Origin of the sequence: Streptomyces sp. NPDC091387 (assembly GCF_044756945.1) — a bacterium.
Lineage (GTDB): Bacteria > Actinomycetota > Actinomycetes > Streptomycetales > Streptomycetaceae > Streptomyces.
The window spans coordinates 205,118-223,354 of the sequence record NZ_JBIVTZ010000015.1 but is presented as its reverse complement, the minus strand read 5'-3'; the positions used below and the strand labels follow the sequence as shown (position 1 = coordinate 223,354).

The following is an 18,237-nucleotide window of genomic DNA, read 5'->3' as shown; positions in this document are numbered from 1 at the left end:
CTGCGAGGGCCGGGTCAGGCGCGGAGGCGGAGGCCTCTGGGGGTGGCGAGGAAACCGGCCGACTCCAGCGTGCGGCCCAGCGGCGAGGTCAGTGCCGAGGCGCCGTTGGTGCGCTCCACCGTCACCGTGCCGAGGGCTCCGGCGCGGGCGGCCGCGGCCAGGGCGGCGGCGGCCGCCCGGAGCGCGGGATCATCCGGATCGGTCGGCCAGGCCAGCAGCGTCTTCCCGCCGCGCTCCATGTAGAGCGTCAGCTCGCCGTCGACCAGGACCACGAGGGCGCCCGCCTTGCGGCCGGGCTTGTGCCCGGCCCCGTCCGGTGGCTCGGGCCAGGGCAGCGCCGCACCGTAGGCGTTGGCAGGGTCGGCCGCGGCGAGGACCAGGGCGCCCGGCGCCACGCCCGGTTCCTTCCGGTCGCGGGCGGTGGAGGCCGCGCGGAGCCGGTCGACAGCGCCGTCCATGGCGAACTGTGCGGCCCCCAGCCCCTCCACGACATAGCCGCGGCGCGCCTGACCGTTGTCCTCGAAGACGGACAGCACGCGGTACGCGGCGGAGAAGCCGCCCTCGACGCCCTCGGCCTGGACCGCGCCGCGGGTCACCACCCCGTGCCGGTCCAGCAGGGTGCGGGCCAGGGCGTGGGCCCGGTGCGTGGGGTCCGGCTCGGCGGCGGGCAGCAGGGACCAGCGGCCCGACACGGTGGGCGGTCCGGTGCGCGAGGCCGGGCGGGCCGCGGCCGTCAGCGAGCCGTAACGGCCGCGCGGGACGTTCCGTCTGGCGCGGTGCGCGGTCGACCCGGCGGTGCGGCCGGAGCCGAGCAGTGAACGCAGCGGTGCCAGCGTGTCGTTGGTGAGCCGCCCCGACCAGGTGAGGTCCCAGAGCGCGTCCGCCAGCTGCGGATCGGTGCAGTCCGGGTGCGTGGTGGCCCGGACCTGATCGGCGATCTGCCGGAAGAAGAGTCCGTACCCGCCGGTCAGGGCGGTGAGTACGGATTCGTGCAGTGCGCTGAGCTCCAGCGGGCGCGGAGGAGCCAGCAGCAGGGGGGCGCTGTCGGCCAGGTAGAGGGAGAGCCAGCCGTCCTTGCCGGGGAGGGCGCCCGCCCCGGCCCACACGACCTCGCCGGTGGTGGTGAGTTCGTCGAGCAGCGCGGGGGAGTAGCCGGTGACCCGGCCGGGCAGGACCAGCTTCTCCAGGGCCGACGCGGGCACGGGTGCGCCCTGCAACTGCTCGATGGCACGGGCCAGTCCGTCGATTCCGCGCAGGCTGTTGCTGCCGAGATGCTGCCACTGGGGCAGGAAGCCCGCGAGGGCGGCGGGCGGGACCGGCTCCAGCTCGTGCCGGAGCGCGGCGAGCGAGCGGCGCCGCAGTCGCCGCAGCACCGTGGCGTCGCACCACTCCTGGCCGATGCCGGCGGGATGGAACTCCCCCTGGACGATCCGGCCGGAGGCCGCCAGCCGTTGCAGCGCACCGTCGGTGACGGCGGTGCCGAGTCCGAATCGGGCGGCGGCCGCGGTGGAGGTGAACGGGCCGTGCGTACGGGCGTAGCGGGCGAGGAGGTCGCCGAGCGGGTCCTTCACCGGTTCGGTGAACGCCTCCGGGACGCCGACGGGGAGCGCCGTGCCCAGGGCGTCGCGCAGCCGTCCGGCGTCCTCGATCGCCGCCCAGTGCTCGCCGCCGCCGATCCGGACCCGGATGGCCCGGCGGGCCGATGACAGCTCCTGCGCCCACGGTGGTTCGGCCCCGCGCTCGGCCAGTTCCGCGGAGGTGAGCGGTCCGAGGACCCGCAGCAGGTCGGCGACGCCCTCGACGTCCTTGATCCGGCGGTCCTCGGTCAGCCACTGGAGTTCCCGCTCCAGCTCGGTCAGGACGTCGGCGTCGAGCAGCTCGCGCAGCTCCGCCTGGCCCAGCAGCTCGGCCAGGAGATGGGAGTCGAGGGAGAGCGCGGCGGCCCGCCGCTCGGCGAGGGGCGAGTCGCCCTCGTACAGGAACTGTGCGACGTAGCCGAACAGGAGCGAGCGCGCGAAGGGTGAGGGTTCCTGGGTCGTCACCTCGACCAGGCGGATCCGGCGTGCTTCCAGGTCACCCATCACTTCGGTGAGCCCGGGGACGTCGAAGACGTCCTGGAGGCATTCACGGACCGCTTCGAGAACGATGGGGAAGGAGCCGAACTCGGAGGCGACCTGGAGGAGCTGGGAGGCCCGCTGCCGCTGCTGCCACAGCGGTGTGCGCTTGCCGGGGCTGCGCCGCGGGAGCAGCAGTGCCCTGGCCGCGCACTCGCGGAACCGGGAGGCGAACAGGGCGGAACCGCCGACCTGGTCGGTGACGATCTGCCCGATCTCGCCCTGGTCGAAGGCGACATCGGCGGCGCCGACGGGGGGCTGGTCGCTGTCCTGGGCGGCGTTCGACAGCGGGGACGGCGCCCCGCCGCCGGGGGCGGCGGCCCGGTCCTGGTCGACCGGGTCGAAGTCGAGGAGATCCAGGCCCATCATGTCGGCGTCCGGCAGCCTGAGGACGATGCCGTCGTCGGCGTGCATGACCTGGGCGTCCATGCCGTACCGCTCGGCGAGGCGGGCGCTGAGCGCGAGTGCCCAGGGGGCGTGCACCTGGGCGCCGAAGGGCGAGTGCACGACGACGCGCCAGTCGCCCAGCTCGTCGCGGAAACGCTCGACGAGGATCGTCCGGTCGTCCGGTACGTGACCACAGGCCCGGCGCTGCTCGTCGATGTACGACAGCACGTTGTCCACGGCCCAGGTGTCCAGGCCCGCGGCCAGCAGCCGTTGCCGCGCGTCCTCGGGGGACAGCCCGCCGAGCTCGCGGAGGAAGGCGCCCAGGGCGCGGCCCAGCTCCAACGGGCGGCCCAGCTGGTCGCCCTTCCAGAACGGCAGCCGCCCGGGGACGCCGGGCGCGGGCGACACCAGGACCCGGTCGCGGGTGATGTCCTCGATCCGCCAGGACGTGGTGCCCAGCGTGAAGACGTCGCCGACCCGGGACTCGTACACCATCTCCTCGTCCAGCTCACCGACCCGGCCGCCGCCCTTCTTGGGGTCGGCTCCCGCGAGGAAGACCCCGAAGAGTCCGCGGTCGGGAATGGTGCCACCGGAGGTGACGGCGAGCCGCTGGGCGCCGGGACGGCCCGTGACCGTACCCGCGACGCGGTCCCAGACCACGCGCGGGCGCAGTTCGGCGAAGGCGTCGGACGGATAGCGGCCGGCCAGCATGTCGAGCACCGCGGTGAACGCCGACTCGGGAAGCGAGGCGAAAGGGGCGGCCCGGCGGGTCACGGCCAGCAGGTCGTCCACCTGCCAGCTGTCCAGGGCGACCATCGCGACCAACTGCTGGGCCAGCACGTCCAGCGGATTGGACGGGATCCGCAGCGCCTCGATGGAACCCTCGCGCATCCGCTCGGTGACCACCGCCGCCTGCACCAGGTCACCGCGGTACTTCGGGAACACGACCCCGGTGGACACCGCGCCCACCTGGTGTCCGGCACGGCCGACCCGCTGCAGCCCGGAGGCGACCGACGGCGGTGACTCCACCTGGATCACCAGGTCGACCGCGCCCATGTCGATGCCCAGCTCCAGGCTTGAGGTGGCGACGACCGCGGGCAGCCTGCCCGCCTTGAGGTCCTCCTCGACCTGGGCCCGCTGTTCCTTGGAGACCGATCCGTGGTGCGCCCGCGCGAGCAGAGCCGGTGCTCCCTTCGCGGCACCCGACTCGGCCATGATCTCGGCGGGTGAGTGGGCCTCCGGCATCGTCTCGCCGGTGGCCCGCTCGTACGCGATCTCATTGAGCCGGTTGCAGAGCCGCTCGGCGAGACGGCGGGAGTTGGCGAAGACGATGGTGGAGCGGTGCGCCTGGACGAGATCGGCGATCCGCTCCTCCACATGCGGCCAGATCGACGGCTTGTCCCCCTGGCCCGCGGTGTCGGTGCCGGCGGCGGGGGAGCCGCCGAGCTCGCCCAGGTCCTCGACCGGTACGACCACCGACAGGTCGAACTGTTTGGTGGACGGCGGCTGGACGATCTCCACTCTCCGCTGCGGGGAGAGGAACCGTGCCACCTCGTCGACCGGGCGGACCGTGGCGGACAGGCCGATCCGGCGGGCCGGCCGCGGCAGCAGTTCGTCGAGGCGCTCCAGCGACAGGGCGAGATGGGCGCCCCGCTTGGTACCCGCGACGGCATGCACCTCGTCCAGGATCACCGTCTCGATCCCGGCCAGCGCCTCCCGGGCCGAGGAGGTCAGCATCAGGAACAGGGACTCGGGCGTGGTGATCAGGATGTCCGGCGGCTTGTTCGCCATCGACCGGCGCTCGGCCGGCGGGGTGTCGCCCGAGCGGATCCCCACACGTACCTCTGGCTCGGGCAGTCCGAGGCGCACCGACTCCTGGCGGATGCCGGTGAGCGGGGAGCGGAGATTGCGCTCCACGTCGACCGCGAGGGCCTTGAGCGGCGATACGTACAGCACCCGGCAGCGCTTCTTCGCCTCGGCGGGCGGCGGGACCGCCGTCAGCTGGTCCAGGGCGGCGAGGAAGGCGGCCAGAGTCTTGCCCGATCCGGTCGGCGCGACGACCAGCACGTCCGACCCGGCACCGATCGCCCGCCAGGCACCCTCCTGCGCGGCCGTCGGCGCGCTGAAGGCGCCCGTGAACCAGCCGCGGGTCGCGGAGGAGAACGAATCGAGTGCGGAGCCGGTCATGCTCCCCATCGTGCACCCCGCCACTGACAACGGCCGCGAAGCCGCCCTGCGACCGGGCCGGGCCACCCGCTCCGGCCGGTTCCGCGGGCCCGGTGGCCACGGTCGGTGACCTCCGCCGCGAGCTGCGAGAATTCGGGTGTGGCGGGAACCGCGGGGCCGGGGGAGTGGGCGAGGCACTGGCAGTACGCGGAGCTGCCCGACCTCGACCTGCTGCGGGCCCGCTACGTCCGCCACACCTTCCCGCGCCACAGCCACGAGGGCTATGTGTTCGGCACCATCAGCGACGGGGTCGAGGATGTCGGGCTGCCCGGCGGCACCGTCCACGCCGGACCCGGCACCGTCGTCATGATCAACCCGGAGGTGCCGCACACCGCCCGCGCCGGTGTCCCCGAGGGGTGGGTGTACGCCACGCTCTACCCGTCCGCACAGGTGATCAACGACATCGCGGCCGACACGACGAGCCTGCGCGGCACGGTCGGCTTCACCGAGACCGGCGTGGTCGATCCGTACGCGGCCCGGCTGATCCGCGAGGTCCACCGCGCGGCGGAGGAGGGCAACGCACTCGCCGCGGACAGTCTGCTGCGGGTCATGGTCACGCGTCTGCTCACCCGGCACGGCAGCGCGCTTCCCGTCTTCGAGCCCAGGGCGGCGGGCGCGCGGGACGCGGAGCGTGCCCGTGCCGTACTGGAGAGCAGGATGGCCGGGCCGCCCACGCTGGAGGCGCTGGCCACCGAGCTGGGCACGAGCCCGTTCGCGCTGCTGAGAGCCTTCAAGAAGCAGTACGGGATGCCGCCGCACACCTGGCTCACCGACGCCCGGGTCCGACGGGCGCGCCGGATGCTCGACGCGGGCACGCCTCCCGCGGTGGCGGCCGCCGAGGTCGGCTTCACCGACCAGCCACACCTCAACCGTCACTTCACCCGGATCGTGGGCGTGCCGCCGGGCGCCTACCAGCGCGAACGTGCAAGAACGTACAAGACCGGTGCTGAGCCGCCCGGGTAGCGTTCCGGCCGTGGCAGAACAGACAACACCTCAGAGAACCGGCGAACCGGCCGACGGCAGTGTGATCATCGCCGGGGCGAAGCCCGACGCGGCCGTCGTACGTGACGCGCTCGGCGTCGGCATCGCCGTCGGACTCTCCGGCTTCGCCTTCGGCGTCACCTCGGCCGGTTCCGGACTGAGCCTGCTGCAGACCTGCGCGCTCAGCCTCCTCGTCTTCACCGGTGCCTCCCAGTTCGCCCTGGTGGGCGCCCTCGCCGCGGGCGGCAATCCGTACACCGCCGCAGCCGGAGCCTTCTTCCTCGGCGTACGCAACTCGTTCTACGGCCTGCGGCTGTCGCAGCTGCTCGCACTCCCGCGCGCCGTGCGCCCCTTCGCCGCCCACTGGGTGATCGACGAGACGACAGCGGTGACGCTGCCCCAGCCCACCCGGCGGGCCGCCAGGATCGGCTTCACCGTCACCGGGCTCACGCTCTATGTGCTGTGGAACCTCACCACGCTGGTCGGCGCCCTGGGCGCCGAGGCACTCGGCGACACCGACGCCTGGGGGCTGGACGCGGCCAGCCCCGCCGTCTTCCTCGCCCTGCTCGCGCCGATGCTGAAGACGACCACGGAACGCGTCACCGCAGGGATCGCGGTCGTCCTCGTCCTCGGTCTGCTGCCGGTACTGCCCGCCGGGATGCCCGTACTGGTGTCCGCGCTCGCGGCACCCGTCGTCCTCTTCATGAGGGGACGCGACAAGGGCCCGAGGGACATGAACGACAAGAATGGCGCGACGGCTGCGCGCACGAGCACTCCGGAGGACGGCCGATGAACGTCTGGATCGCCATCGCGCTGACCGCCGTCGGCTGCTACCTCGCCAAACTCCTCGGGCTCCTGGTGCCCGCCGGAGCCCTGGAGCGCCCCCTCGTGCAGCGCCTCGCCGCGCTGCTGCCGGTGGCGCTCCTGGCCGCCCTGACCGCGCAGCAGACCTTCGGTGACGGGCAGCACCTGGTACTGGACGCCAGGGGCGCAGGCCTCGCCGCGGCGGCGCTCGCACTCGTCCTGCGCGCACCCTTCCTCGTCGTGGTGGGCGCCGCCGTGGCCGTCACCGCCGCGGTGCGGGCCCTCGGGTGAACGCACACCGCACGAGGACCCGTGTCAGCCGAGGCCGCGCCCGTGCGCGCGCAGCGTCTGCAACGCCCTGAGCGTCACCAGGGGCCGCCCCTCCAGCGCGGTCCCCGGCGCCCACTGCCGCCAGGTCACCGGCCAGCCGCCGTCCGCCTCCTGCCCGGCCGCCAGGTGGTCCAGCGACAGCTCCATCTCCGCGTCGGTGAACCACCGGCGGGCGAGCGACTCGGGGGCACGGGCGTAGTCGTACGGGAAGTGCTGCTCGCCGGGCGCGTAACCGGCCGCCACCGGGTACCCCCCGCGCTGCTCCGGATCCAGCACGGCGAGCCGCTGGTCGCGTACCAGGCGCCCCAGGCGATCGGCCGCGGCCTCGGCCCGCGACCGGTCCGGGGCTCCGTCGAGAAAGGCGACGGCCGCCTCGATCTCGTACGGGTGCGACACCTGAAGGGCGTCGACGGCGGCCCAGCAGAAGTCGGTGGCCCGGAACAGCCAGGCATGCCAGACCGCGTTGCGGTGCAGTAATCCGACAACGGGGCCGGTGGCCAGCAGCTCGGCCGGCGGGTCGTCGACGATCGGGATGAACGGCGCGGCCGGATAGCCGCGTTGCGAGGGAAGGAGCGCGGGCAGTGCCCCCTCCTTCGTGGACACATCCGTAAGGAAGCGGCAGATCCGCTCCACCCGGAGACCGTCGCAACGGCCGATGGAGTCGAGGACGCTCAGCGCGTGGGCCGTGTGCAGCGGCTGACTGACGGGGCCGCGCAGGTCGGGTTCGAGCGCGTGACCGTACCCGCCGTCCTCATTGAGATAGGCGGCGAGCGCCGTTTCCACGGCATCCGCACTTCCTTTCAGGAAGTGATGGGCGAACCGCCGCTGTTCGAGGACACGGGCCGTGAGCCAGATGAACTGCTCGGCACGGTTGAGGGGACTTTCTCCGGTTCCAGCCATGGACCGACCGTAGGCCGGTGAACGCTGTCGGCAAGGGCAGGCGGCCCGTCTGCACTCTCAGGAGCGGGATACTGATGGCATGCGGTTGACGATTTTCTGGGAACGGATGGCGGACCACTTCGGCGCGGGGTACGCCGACTCCTTCGCGCGCGACCATGTGATGGCCGAGCTCGGCGGGCGCACGGTGCATCAGGCCCTGGCCGCCGGCTGGGACGCCAAGGACGTCTGGCGCGGAGTCTGCACGGCGGTCGGCATCCCCTCGGACAAGCGCTGACGCACGGCTCGGCGCCCCGCGCCGGGTGACGGTTGCCCGGGGTGCGCGACAGCGTGTCGCAGCCGTAGGCGAGACTGGTTCCGTGGCACCGACAGACGAGACCGCTCAGACCCAGCCCCCCATCCCCCCGCCCGTCCCACCGGTCGAGCCACCGGCCCCGCCGTCCGGCACCGGGCCGGCCCGCATGCCCGTCTGGCTGCCGCGTGCGATGGTGCTGGCCCTTGCGCTCTACGCCTGCTTCCGGCTCGGGAGCTGGGCGTTCGACCAGCTCATCGGGCTGCTGATCAACGTGCTGATCGCCTTCTTCCTGGCGCTCGCCATCGAGCCCGCGGTGAGCCGCATGTCGGCCGCAGGCATGCGCCGGGGCCTCGCCACCTTCCTGGTCTTCCTCGCCGTGCTGATCGCGAGCATCGGTTTCGTCGTGATGCTCGGCTCGATGCTCGCGGGCCAGATCGTCGACATGGTCGACGAGTTCCCCAAGTACCTCGACTCGGTGATCAACTGGGTCAACCAGACCTTCCACACGGAGCTCTCCCGGGTCGAGGTGCAGGACAGCCTGCTGCACTCCGACTGGCTGCAGAAGTACGTCCAGAACAGTGCGACCGGTGTGCTCGACGTGTCGACCACGGTCCTCGGCGGCCTGTTCCGGCTGCTGACGATCTTCCTGTTCTCCTTCTACTTCGCAGCCGACGGGCCCCGGCTGCGACGCGGGCTGTGTTCCGTCCTCCCGCCGTCCCGCCAGGCCGAGGTGCTGCGGGCCTGGGAGATCGCGGTCGCCAAGACCGGTGGATATCTCTACTCGCGCGGCCTGATGGCGCTCATCTCCGGAGTCGCGCACTACATCCTGCTGGCGGCTCTCGGAGTGCCGTACGCACCGGCGCTCGCGGTCTGGGTCGGGCTCGTGTCGCAGTTCATCCCCACGATCGGCACCTATCTGGCGGGCGCCCTGCCGATGCTGATCGGCTTCACCGTCGACCCCTGGTACGCCCTCTGGATCCTGGGGTTCGTCGTGGTGTACCAGCAGTTCGAGAACTATGTGCTGCAGCCCAAGCTGACCTCCAGGACCGTGGACATCCACCCGGCGGTCGCCTTCGGCTCGGTGATCGCGGGTACGGCGCTGATGGGCGCCGTCGGCGCGCTGATCGCCATCCCGGCCGTGGCCACGCTGCAGGCCTTCCTCGGCGCCTACGTGAAGCGGTACGACGTCACGGACGACCCGCGCGTGCAGGGCCGGCACCAGTGGGGGCGCGGCGTACCGGTGTCCGCGCGGCTGCGCCGGCTCTGGCACGCCCCGGAGGACGACGGCGGGCAGGGGACGGACGAGGAGCCGCAGGGGCGGCAGCCGCGCTCCTGAGGGGGCGTGCCCGGAGGCGCTTCTCACCACTGATGCCGCCGTAGCGTCGGTATCGAGCGTTACGGCGAATATGTGGCAGTAACTTCCGGAATGCCCGGTACTGGAGCGCTACCCTGAGGGCGAGTCGGTGCGGCGTGGTGCGCTTGACACCAAAATCGAACATCCGTTCTCATGGGATTCCGGCCGGGTTTTGCCGGGCTCGACCGTGGAGTTGTCCACAGGCCGGGAGGACGCCGAGGCCCATTGTCAGTGGCAGGGGTTAGCGTCTGAGACGTGAAGCGATCGACTCAAGCAAATCGGGTGGAACCCATGGCAGGAAACGACCGCGAGAAGGCGCTGGACGCCGCACTCGCACAGATCGAACGGCAATTCGGCAAGGGCGCGGTGATGCGCCTCGGTGAGCGGCCGAACGAGCCCATCGAAGTGATCCCCACCGGCTCGACGGCGCTCGACGTCGCGCTCGGCGTCGGCGGCCTCCCGCGCGGCCGCGTGGTGGAGGTGTACGGACCGGAGTCCTCCGGTAAGACGACGCTGACACTGCACGCCGTGGCGAACGCGCAGAAGCTCGGCGGCACGGTGGCCTTCATCGACGCCGAACACGCCCTCGACCCCGAGTACGCGAAGAAGCTCGGTGTCGACATCGACAACCTCATCCTGTCCCAGCCGGACAACGGTGAGCAGGCCCTTGAGATCGTGGACATGCTGATCCGCTCGGGCGCCCTCGACCTGATCGTCATCGACTCCGTCGCGGCCCTGGTGCCCCGTGCGGAGATCGAGGGCGAGATGGGTGACTCGCACGTGGGTCTGCAGGCCCGTCTGATGAGCCAGGCGCTCCGCAAGATCACCAGCGCGCTCAACCAGTCCAAGACCACCGCGATCTTCATCAACCAGCTCCGCGAGAAGATCGGTGTGATGTTCGGCTCGCCCGAGACCACCACCGGTGGCCGTGCGCTCAAGTTCTACGCCTCGGTGCGCCTCGACATCCGACGGATCGAGACGCTCAAGGACGGCACCGACGCCGTCGGTAACCGCACCCGCGTCAAGGTCGTCAAGAACAAGGTCGCACCGCCCTTCAAGCAGGCCGAGTTCGACATCCTCTACGGCCAGGGGATCAGCCGTGAGGGCGGCCTGATCGACATGGGCGTGGACAACGGCTTCGTGCGCAAGGCCGGCGCCTGGTACACGTACGAGGGCGACCAGCTCGGTCAGGGCAAGGAGAACGCCCGCAACTTCCTCAAGGACAACCCCGATCTCGCCAACGAGATCGAGAAGAAGATCCTGGAGAAGCTGGGCGTCGGTGTGCGGCCCGAGGCAGTGCCCGCCGAGTCCGGAGCGGACGCGGCCGGAACCGCCGCGGCTCCTGCCGACGGTGCGGCGAAGCCGGTGTCCGCTGCGGCCGGCAAGGCGAAGCCGGCCAAGACGGCGGCGGCCAAGAGCTAGACCGTGACGCGTCGTACGGAGTGGCCGGGCAGCGCCGCCGAATCCGGCGCGGGCCCCGGCCCCGAATCCGCTGCCGGACACACCACCGGATCCGATCCCGAGTCCGGTCTTCCCTACGAGTCGGCGGGGACCGGCCGAGGCCGGGGGGCGGGTTCGGGCTCCGGATTCGGTGAAGGGGGCGGGCGCCGTTCCCGCTCCCGTTCCAGAAGCAGCGGCTCCCCCTCCTCGTCGAGGGCCGAGAAGGGGGAGCCGCGAGACCCGGTCGAGGAGGCGCGCAACATCTGTCTGCGCCTGCTCACCGGGACCCCGCGCACCCGCAAGCAACTCGCGGACGCCCTGCACAAACGGGAGATCCCCGACGAGGCCGCCGAAGAAGTGCTGTCGCGCTTCGAGGATGTCGGTCTGATCGACGATGCCGCGTTCGCCGACGCCTGGGTGGAATCCCGGCATCAGAGCCGTGGGCTCGCCCGCCGCGCACTCGTCCGTGAGCTGCGGACCAAGGGCGTGGACTCGGCGGTCATCGACGAAGCCATCGGCCAGCTCGACCCGGAGCAGGAGGAGGCGACGGCGCGCGAACTCGTCGCGCGCAAGCTCCGGTCCACCCGAGGGCTGGACCGCGACAAGCGACTGCGCCGGCTCGCCGGCATGCTCGCCCGCAAGGGATACGGGGAGGGAATGGCCCTGCGCGTGGTCCGCAGGGCACTCGAGGAAGAGGGCGAGGACACGGAAGGGCTGGACGAGCCCTTCTGACCGGCCGGCACCCCTGCTGCGTGCCTACTGCCCGGCGCGGGCGGCGCGGCTGATGGTGGCGTCGATCAGGGCGACAGCGTCTGCGGCGGTGCGCCCGGGGTAGCGGTTCCACGGCCCGATCAGCCCGGTCCAGCCCTGGGAGCGGAGCTCGGTGATCAGCCAGGCGCCGGCCCGGTCGACGGTGGCCTGCGAACCGTAGCCGAGGCGGTGCGCGGTGAGCATGGCACCGCAGACGCAACGGGCGCCCCTCGCGTTGCGCAGCTTGTACGGGGTGTTCTGCCAGCCCCACTCGGTCAGGATCTGCCGCGCATGGGCGAGATGGGTGGAGGGCCGCACCTCGGGCTGTCCGATGCGCCGCCAGGAGTGGAGCCGGTCGGGCAGTACCGCACCGAGGCGCCCGGGGAGCGGACGCTCGCGCGGCGCGGTGGCGGGCAGGGCGCGGACCGTATCCGCGATGAGCTGATCCACCGGCACGGACAGCAGGCCACGCCAGTCGGCCGGGTCCTCCTGCGCTGGGTGCGACGTGTGTGTTGTATGCGACGGGTGTAGCGGGTGTGACAGGCCGTCCGGATCGGACCCGTCCCGATCGGACTGGGCTGGATCGGGCACGGCCGGAACAGGGCGTACGGGTTCCTGGGCCGTGAGGTCCCAGCTCGTGACGATCTGGTGCCACGCATCGGTGTCGTGGAGACGAGCGGCCTGGATGTCGAGTTCGTCAGGGGTGAGGGCGGTGGTCGGCATCGGTGCGGGCTCCCCGTCATAGCGGTGCGGTCCTTGTCGTTGAGGCGAATGTCCGTCCCGCACGCGGATCGCTCCACCGGAGCGAGGCCATACGGGTGTGTCGCGACGGATTCGGGCCGGGAGGTCGCCCTTGGACGCGCGGGCCGGGGAGTGCCTCTCGGTGCGGGGGGAAAGCCCCCGCACGAAGACGGCGGAACGCTCCAGTGCGCAGGTGCCAGTGCGCAGAGCAGTGTGTGACGCATGCCGAAACGGGCCCGCCACAGACACGTGGCGGACGACCTGCCCCAGGAGCCAGGAGCCAGGAGCCAGGAGCCAGGAGCCCAGAGCCGAGAGCTCAGGGCCGAGAGCTCAGGGCCCGGGGCACGCAGGCCCCGTGACGGCAGCAGCTCGGCGACCACACCGCAGGCGACCGCACCGCGGGCGACAACGGAAAAGAGACGGACGCATCATGATGCTGCGCTACGCACTGCGGACGATCAGACATCGCAAGGGCGGATTCCTCGGAGCGTTGCTGGCCCTCATGTGTGCCGCCGCCCTCGTCACCGCCTGCGGCACCCTGCTGGAGACCGGTCTGCGCGGGCGTATCGTCACCGAGCGCTATGCCGCGACGCCGCTCGTCGTCTCCGCCGACCAGAACGTCCACCGGACCACCGTCAAGCACAAGGGCAAGGGAAAGACCAAGGTCAAGCACAAGGCGAAGCCGGTCGCCGAACGCGCCTGGCTCCCCGCAGCCGACGCCGACCGGCTCCGTGACCTGGAGGGTGTCCGTGCGGTCGTCCCCGAACTGACCTTCCTCGCCCAGCCGCTAGGCCTCCCGACGGGCGACGGAGCTGCCGGCCCGTCGTCCTACGGCCACGCGTGGACCTCCGCCCCGCTCACCCCGTTCGCCCTCACCGAGGGCCGTGCACCGGCTGCCGACGACGACGTGGTGATCGACCGGGGCCTCGCCGAACGGGCGGGCCTGTCGACCGGTGACCGGCTCACCGTGCAGTCCACCCGGGCGCCTCGCACGTACCGCGTCAGCGGCATCGCTGCCCCGGAGGGCCGTGGTCAACTCCGACGTCAGACCTCGCTGTTCTTCTCCACCGCGGAGGCCGAGCGCCTCGCCACCCGCCCCGGCCAGGTCACGGCTTTCGGTGTGCTGCCCGCCTCAGGGACGGACATCGGCCGGTTGAAGCAGCAGGTCGCCCATGCCCTCGAGGGAACGACCGCCCAGATCGCCACGGGTGAGGACCGCGGGCCGGTCGAGTTCCTGGACGCGGCGGGCGCCCGGGTCAAGCTCATCTCCATGGGCGCGGCCATGGGCGGCACCTCCCTGCTGGTCGCCGTGCTGGTCGTCGTCGGCACCTTCGCGCTCTCCATCCAGCAGCGCCACCGTGAACTGGCCCTGCTCCGCACCATCGCCGCCACCTCACGGCAGGTCCGACGGTTGCTCGGCCGCGAGGCCCTGGTGGTCGGTGCCGTCGCCGGGGTGCTGGGCGCACTGGCGGGACTGCCGCTCGCCGTCTGGCTTCACAGTCGATTCATCGACACAGGAGCGATCCCCGCGACCCTGGAGCGGACGTCAGGCATCTTCCCGGCCTGCGTCGCCCTGGCCGTCACCCTCATCGGCGCCTGGGCCGCCGCCCGGATCTCGGGCCGCCGTATCGCCCGGCTCCGCCCGGCCGAGGCCATGGCCGAAGCCGCGGTCGAGCGCGCCCGCCCCGCCCGCGTACGGACCGTCGCCGGTCTGGTCCTGCTCGTCGGCGGCGCCGTGCTCGTCGCCGTACTGAGCATCCTGCGCACCGAGGCCGCCTCGACCCCCGTGACCTTCCTCGCGGTGGTGGTGCTGGCCACGGCGGTGTCGCTCCTGGGCCCCTACCTCGTACGGGCGGCCGCCGTCCTGCTGAGGCTGGTGCTCCGCCCGGCCGGACCCATCGGGAAGCTGGCCCACGCGAACATCCGCGGGAACTCCACGCGGATGGCCTCCGTCGTCACCCCGCTCACCCTGCTCATCGGCATGACCTGCACGGTGCTCTTCATCCAGCCGACCCTCGGGGACGCCGCCCTGGCCCAGGCCCGGGAGGGCACCCGCGCGACCTGGGTACTGGGCGCACAGGGCCCCGGCGTCCCGTCCGCCGCAGTCGACGCGGTCCGCGAGACGCCCGGTGTCACCGCCGCCACGGAGGTCGTCCGGACCACGGTCCGGGTCGGGCTCGACAAGTACCAGGCCCAGGGGGTCACCGCGGCCGGCCTCAGCCGTACCTGGGACCCCGAGGTGACGAGCGGTTCGGTCGCCGCCTTCACCGCGGGCCCGCGCACCGCCGCGATCAGCGAACTCGCCGCCGACCGGCTCGGCCTCCGCCCCGGCAGCGAGCTGGAGCTGCATCTCGGCGACGGGACGCCCGCCACCCTCACGGTCGCCGCCGTCTACCACCGCGGCCTGGGCTTCGGGGATCTGACGCTGCCGCACGACCTGGTCGCCCGCCACATGGACAACCCGCTGGCCGCCACCGTCCTGGTGGCCGGAGACGCCTCCCGTAGCGAACTGGCCGCCTCCGTAAGGAGGTTTCCCGGGATCGCGGTCCTGGCCCCGACAGCAGCCGACCGGCTCCGGGCGGACCGGCAGCAGGAGAACGCCGAGGTCAACCTTCTCGCCATGGGTCTCGTCCTGGCCTTCACCGCCATCGCGGTCGTCAACACGCTCGCCATGTCGGTGTCGGAACGGCTCAAGGAGTTCGCGTTGCTCAGGCTGGCGGGAGCGACGCGCCGCCAGGTGCTGCGGATGCTGCGTATGGAGACGGTGTCGGTCGTGCTGATCGCGGCCGTTCTCGGAACCGGCATCGCCCTCGCCGTGCTGACCACGTTCAGCATCGGTATGACCGGCAGTGCGGCGCCCGCCGTTCTTCCGCTGGTGTACGCGACGGTGGTGGGCGCCGCGGCGCTGCTGGCCCTGACTGCCACGGCGCTGCCCGGCAGAGTGGTGCTGAAGGCCCGCCCGGTGGAGGCCGTCACGTCGGGTCAGTGAACGCAGCCACCGTCGGCCCGGGGTCCCCGGCCCAGGGTTACCGGGCCGGGGCGCCCGGTCACGCGTCGACCGGGAGTCCCGCCGCGCGCCAGGCCTGGAAGCCGCCGACCAGATCGGTGGCCCGGTACAGACCGAGCCGGTGCAGGGACTCGACGGCGAGGCTCGACGCATAGCCCTCGTTGCAGAACACCACGACCCGGAGACCGTGGCTCACCGCCTCCGCCGCGCGATGGCTCCCCAACGGGTCCAGCCGCCACTCCAGCTCGTTGCGCTCGACGACCAGCGCCCCCGGGATCAGGCCGTCCCGGGTGCGCAGCTCCGCGTAGCGGATGTCGACGAGCAGAGCCCCCTCGGCGGCCGCCGCCCTCGCCTCGTCGGGGCCGAGCCGCTCGTACCCGGACCGGACCCGCTCCAGCAGTTCATCGATCCCGACTCGTTCCGCAGCGGCCTGTTCCGTACCGGCCCGTTCCCTGCATATCTGTCCGGTGACCGCCCGTTCCGTACCGTCGTGCGGTTCGTCTCTCACTGCCAGTCCTCCGGGCTTTCGGTCTGCTCAAGGCGGAGCACCGCGCCCGTGCGGCTGTAGCGCCGGATCTGCGGCAGCGGGGGATAGTACGCGTGGACGGAGACGGCGTGCTCGGCGGCGGACTCGTTCAGCACCTCGTGCACATGGTGCCTGCCGAAGGCCCTGCCCTGCCCCGCCGTCAACTCCCGTGAGCGGTCGATGTCCTCGTTCAGTTCCAGGGTCTTCCACCCGTCGGTGGGCAGCCGCGCCGCGAGCGAGTGCTCCCTGAGCGTGCCGCTCGCGGTCAGGAAGGCGCCGATCGAGTCGGCGTGGTCGTGCCAGCCGGTGCCGGTACCGGGCGGCCAGCCGATCAGCCAGGCCTCACTGCCACCGGGCCCGTCGAGCCGGATCCAGGTCCGGCCCTCGGGGTCCAGGGGGAGCGAGGCGATGAGGCCGGCGTCCGCGGCGGTACGGCGGACGAAGTCGAGCAGTTCCGCAGCCGTCGGACCGGAAGTGGACGTGCGTACGGAAACAGGGGAGGGGGAGGCAGACACAGGGACCGTCCTGAGAGTTCGCGCGGAGGCTCACGCCGTACGTCGTGGGGCACGGCGGAGCAGGAGGAGGCGATTCAGCAGGACGGGCGACACACGCAGCCCGCATAGCGGAGCAGGTCCATATGGACCCTCCGCCACAGGCGCACATCGGTGTCGGTCATGGTCCGGAGTAGACCATGTGCGCCTGTGGGGGGTCAATTGATGTCTGCGGTGCGGTCGGAGCGTTCGGAGGTGCGGGCCGCGCCGCCGCGCGCCGCTTCGGCCGCCGCGAGGAGCTCCGCGGGCTGCACCCCGCCGAACGACTCCACGAGGTGGCCGTCCGGTCGGACCAGCAGAACGGTGTGCGCGGACGCCCCCGGATAGCTCTCCGCCACCAGCAGTTCACCCTTCACCGGCAGGGCGTCCACCGCCTCGACGAGCCGGGGCATGATCCCGGCCCGCATCCAGTGCCGCCGGTCCCACACACCCGTACCGGGGGCCACCAGGACCACCAGCAGCTGCCCCTGCCCCAGCCGCTCCCGAAGCCGTACGGGCGTGCCGTCCGGCGCCGTCACCCGCACATCTGCGACCGGCGCACCGAGGGGCGTACCCACGGAGGCGTGCGCCTCGGCGCGTGGGGGCGCAAGGGGGGACAGGGAGTAGGAAGGGGGCGCACCGAGGGGGCCGCAGCCCAGATGTCCGTCGGTGAGCAGCGAATCGTGCCCCCGTGCGCTCCCCGGGACCAGGGTCCGCAGTCCTCCGCCGCCCCGCAGTATCGGCAGCGACTGGTCGGCGGCGCGCAGCCGCGAGGCGACCGCGGCCCGGCGCTCGGCCTGGTAGCTGTCGAGGAGCGCGTCGGAAGCGCCGTGATGCCAGGCCAGCGCCAGCTTCCAGGCCAGGTTCTCGGCGTCCCGCAGCCCTTCGTCCAGCCCCTGGGTGCCGAGCGCGCCCAGCAGATGGGCGGCGTCCCCGGCCAGGAAAGCCCGCTTCACCCGCCACCGCCGGGCGAGGCGGTGGTGCAGCGTGTAGACGCCGGTGTCCAGCAGCTCGTACGGCGGTGTCTCGCCGCACCAGCCCGCCAGGGTGTCCCGGACCCGGGTGACCAGGACGTCGGGCGTGACGAGCTCGCCACGTGGCGGCAGCAGCCAGTCCAGCCGCCAGACGTCGTCGGGCAGCGGGCGAGCGGTCACCTCGGCGCCACCGGTGCGCCACGGCGGCAGCCGGTGCAGCACGGCCTCGCCCGGCCAGGGCAGCTCGGTGCGCAGCGCGGCGACGGCGTGGCGTTCGACCGCCGTACGCCCGGGGAACCGGATGTCGAGGAGCTTGCGCACCGTGGACCGCGCCCCGTCGCAGCCGACCAGGTAACTCCCGCGCCACCAGGTCGAACCGGGCTCCCTGGTGTGCACGGTGACCCCGGCCGGGTCCTGCTCCAGCGTGTCGATCCGGCTGAGCCGCGCCACCTGGACGAGATCCTGCGCGGCCACCGCGTCCCGCAGTCCGCGCACCAGCGCGTGCTGCGGCATATGGACGGGGGCGGCCGGCGGGCCTCCCGGCGGGGGGCCTTCCTCCAGCGGCAGTTCGCGTACCAGCTGTTTGCGGCGCAGGGACCGCCAGCCGGACCAGCGAAGGCCCTCGTCCTGGAGCGTCTTGCAGCCGAGCCGCTCCACCAGGGCCGCGGTGTCCTCACGCAGCACGACCGTGCGGGCCGGGCGCGTCTCGTCCCTGCCGGGGTCCTCGTCGAGGAGCACGGACGGCACACCCTGCGCCGAGAGGGCGAGCGACAGCACCAGGCCGACCGGCCCGGCACCGACGATGATCACCGGGTCCACGGCGCGGCCCCCGGAACGTGTGAGGTCGGACGCGTGGAGGCGCACGGGGAGAACGGACGGGC

At 72.5% G+C, this 18,237-nt stretch carries 15 protein-coding genes; 8 read left to right on the top strand and 7 right to left on the bottom strand.

Annotation, left to right across the window (positions count from 1 at the left end):
- Positions 1-14 precede the first annotated feature (14 nt).
- A complete protein-coding gene (locus ACIQM0_RS29325) occupies positions 15-4,688 on the bottom strand; it encodes a DEAD/DEAH box helicase (protein WP_401292252.1) in 4,674 nt (1,557 codons plus the stop codon).
- A 138-nt stretch (positions 4,689-4,826) separates the two neighbouring features.
- Between ACIQM0_RS29325 and ACIQM0_RS29320 the strand changes: the two genes are divergently transcribed.
- Genes ACIQM0_RS29320 through ACIQM0_RS29310 form a run of 3 tightly spaced genes read left to right on the top strand, consistent with a single transcriptional unit; the run spans position 4,827 to position 6,803 of the window.
- Positions 4,827-5,690: an AraC family transcriptional regulator gene (locus ACIQM0_RS29320; protein WP_363026131.1), complete on the top strand. Its 864-nt coding sequence runs from the start codon at positions 4,827-4,829 to the stop codon at positions 5,688-5,690.
- 10 nt (positions 5,691-5,700) lie between these two features.
- Positions 5,701-6,501, top strand: coding sequence for an AzlC family ABC transporter permease (locus ACIQM0_RS29315; RefSeq protein WP_401292249.1), 801 nt, complete (start codon positions 5,701-5,703; stop codon positions 6,499-6,501).
- Positions 6,498-6,803, top strand: a complete 306-nt coding sequence (locus tag ACIQM0_RS29310; RefSeq protein ID WP_363072708.1) for an AzlD domain-containing protein — start codon at positions 6,498-6,500, stop codon at positions 6,801-6,803. Before ACIQM0_RS29315 ends, ACIQM0_RS29310 begins: the two co-directional genes overlap by 4 nt.
- Before the next feature lie 24 nt (positions 6,804-6,827).
- Here the strand turns inward: ACIQM0_RS29310 and ACIQM0_RS29305 are convergent, their stop codons facing one another.
- A complete protein-coding gene (locus tag ACIQM0_RS29305; RefSeq protein ID WP_401292247.1) occupies positions 6,828-7,742 on the bottom strand; it encodes a hypothetical protein in 915 nt (304 codons plus the stop codon).
- A 79-nt stretch (positions 7,743-7,821) separates the two neighbouring features.
- On the opposite strand from ACIQM0_RS29305, the gene ACIQM0_RS29300 reads away from it, so the two are divergent.
- From ACIQM0_RS29300 to recX, 4 genes are all read left to right on the top strand, one after another.
- The gene (locus ACIQM0_RS29300) at positions 7,822-8,016 is read left to right on the top strand and encodes a DUF3046 domain-containing protein (RefSeq protein ID WP_401292245.1); all 195 of its coding nucleotides are present in this window, start codon (positions 7,822-7,824) and stop codon (positions 8,014-8,016) included.
- 184 nt (positions 8,017-8,200) lie between these two features.
- Entirely contained in the window at positions 8,201-9,370 is a 1,170-nt protein-coding gene (locus ACIQM0_RS29295; protein WP_401292303.1) for an AI-2E family transporter, read from the top strand.
- Positions 9,371-9,679: 309 nt separating this feature from the next.
- On the top strand, positions 9,680-10,810 hold the full coding sequence (recA, locus tag ACIQM0_RS29290; RefSeq protein ID WP_401292244.1) for a recombinase RecA: 1,131 nt from the start codon (positions 9,680-9,682) through the stop codon (positions 10,808-10,810).
- Positions 10,811-10,813: 3 nt separating this feature from the next.
- A complete protein-coding gene (recX, locus tag ACIQM0_RS29285; protein WP_401292241.1) occupies positions 10,814-11,560 on the top strand; it encodes a recombination regulator RecX in 747 nt (248 codons plus the stop codon).
- Positions 11,561-11,584: 24 nt separating this feature from the next.
- Here recX and ACIQM0_RS29280 read toward each other — a convergent pair whose 3' ends face one another.
- Positions 11,585-12,301, bottom strand: a complete 717-nt coding sequence (locus ACIQM0_RS29280) for a hypothetical protein (protein ID WP_401292238.1) — start codon at positions 12,299-12,301, stop codon at positions 11,585-11,587.
- 448 nt (positions 12,302-12,749) lie between these two features.
- Here ACIQM0_RS29280 and ACIQM0_RS29275 point away from each other — a divergent pair, with 448 nt between their 5' ends.
- Positions 12,750-15,308, top strand: a complete 2,559-nt coding sequence (locus ACIQM0_RS29275) for an FtsX-like permease family protein (RefSeq protein ID WP_401292235.1) — start codon at positions 12,750-12,752, stop codon at positions 15,306-15,308.
- Between the two features lie 58 nt (positions 15,309-15,366).
- Here the strand turns inward: ACIQM0_RS29275 and ACIQM0_RS29270 are convergent, their stop codons facing one another.
- The 4 genes from ACIQM0_RS29270 to ACIQM0_RS29255 form a co-directional block, all read right to left on the bottom strand.
- Positions 15,367-15,786: a rhodanese-like domain-containing protein gene (locus ACIQM0_RS29270; protein ID WP_401292300.1), complete on the bottom strand. Its 420-nt coding sequence runs from the start codon at positions 15,784-15,786 to the stop codon at positions 15,367-15,369.
- Positions 15,787-15,830: 44 nt separating this feature from the next.
- Positions 15,831-16,367, bottom strand: coding sequence for a cysteine dioxygenase (locus ACIQM0_RS29265; protein WP_401292233.1), 537 nt, complete (start codon positions 16,365-16,367; stop codon positions 15,831-15,833).
- 74 nt (positions 16,368-16,441) lie between these two features.
- Positions 16,442-16,489, bottom strand: coding sequence for a hypothetical protein (locus ACIQM0_RS29260; protein WP_311314449.1), 48 nt, complete (start codon positions 16,487-16,489; stop codon positions 16,442-16,444).
- A 72-nt stretch (positions 16,490-16,561) separates the two neighbouring features.
- Positions 16,562-18,175 (bottom strand): FAD-dependent monooxygenase, encoded by a 1,614-nt coding sequence (locus tag ACIQM0_RS29255; protein WP_401292297.1) that lies wholly within the window; start codon positions 18,173-18,175, stop codon positions 16,562-16,564.
- Positions 18,176-18,237 lie beyond the last annotated feature (62 nt).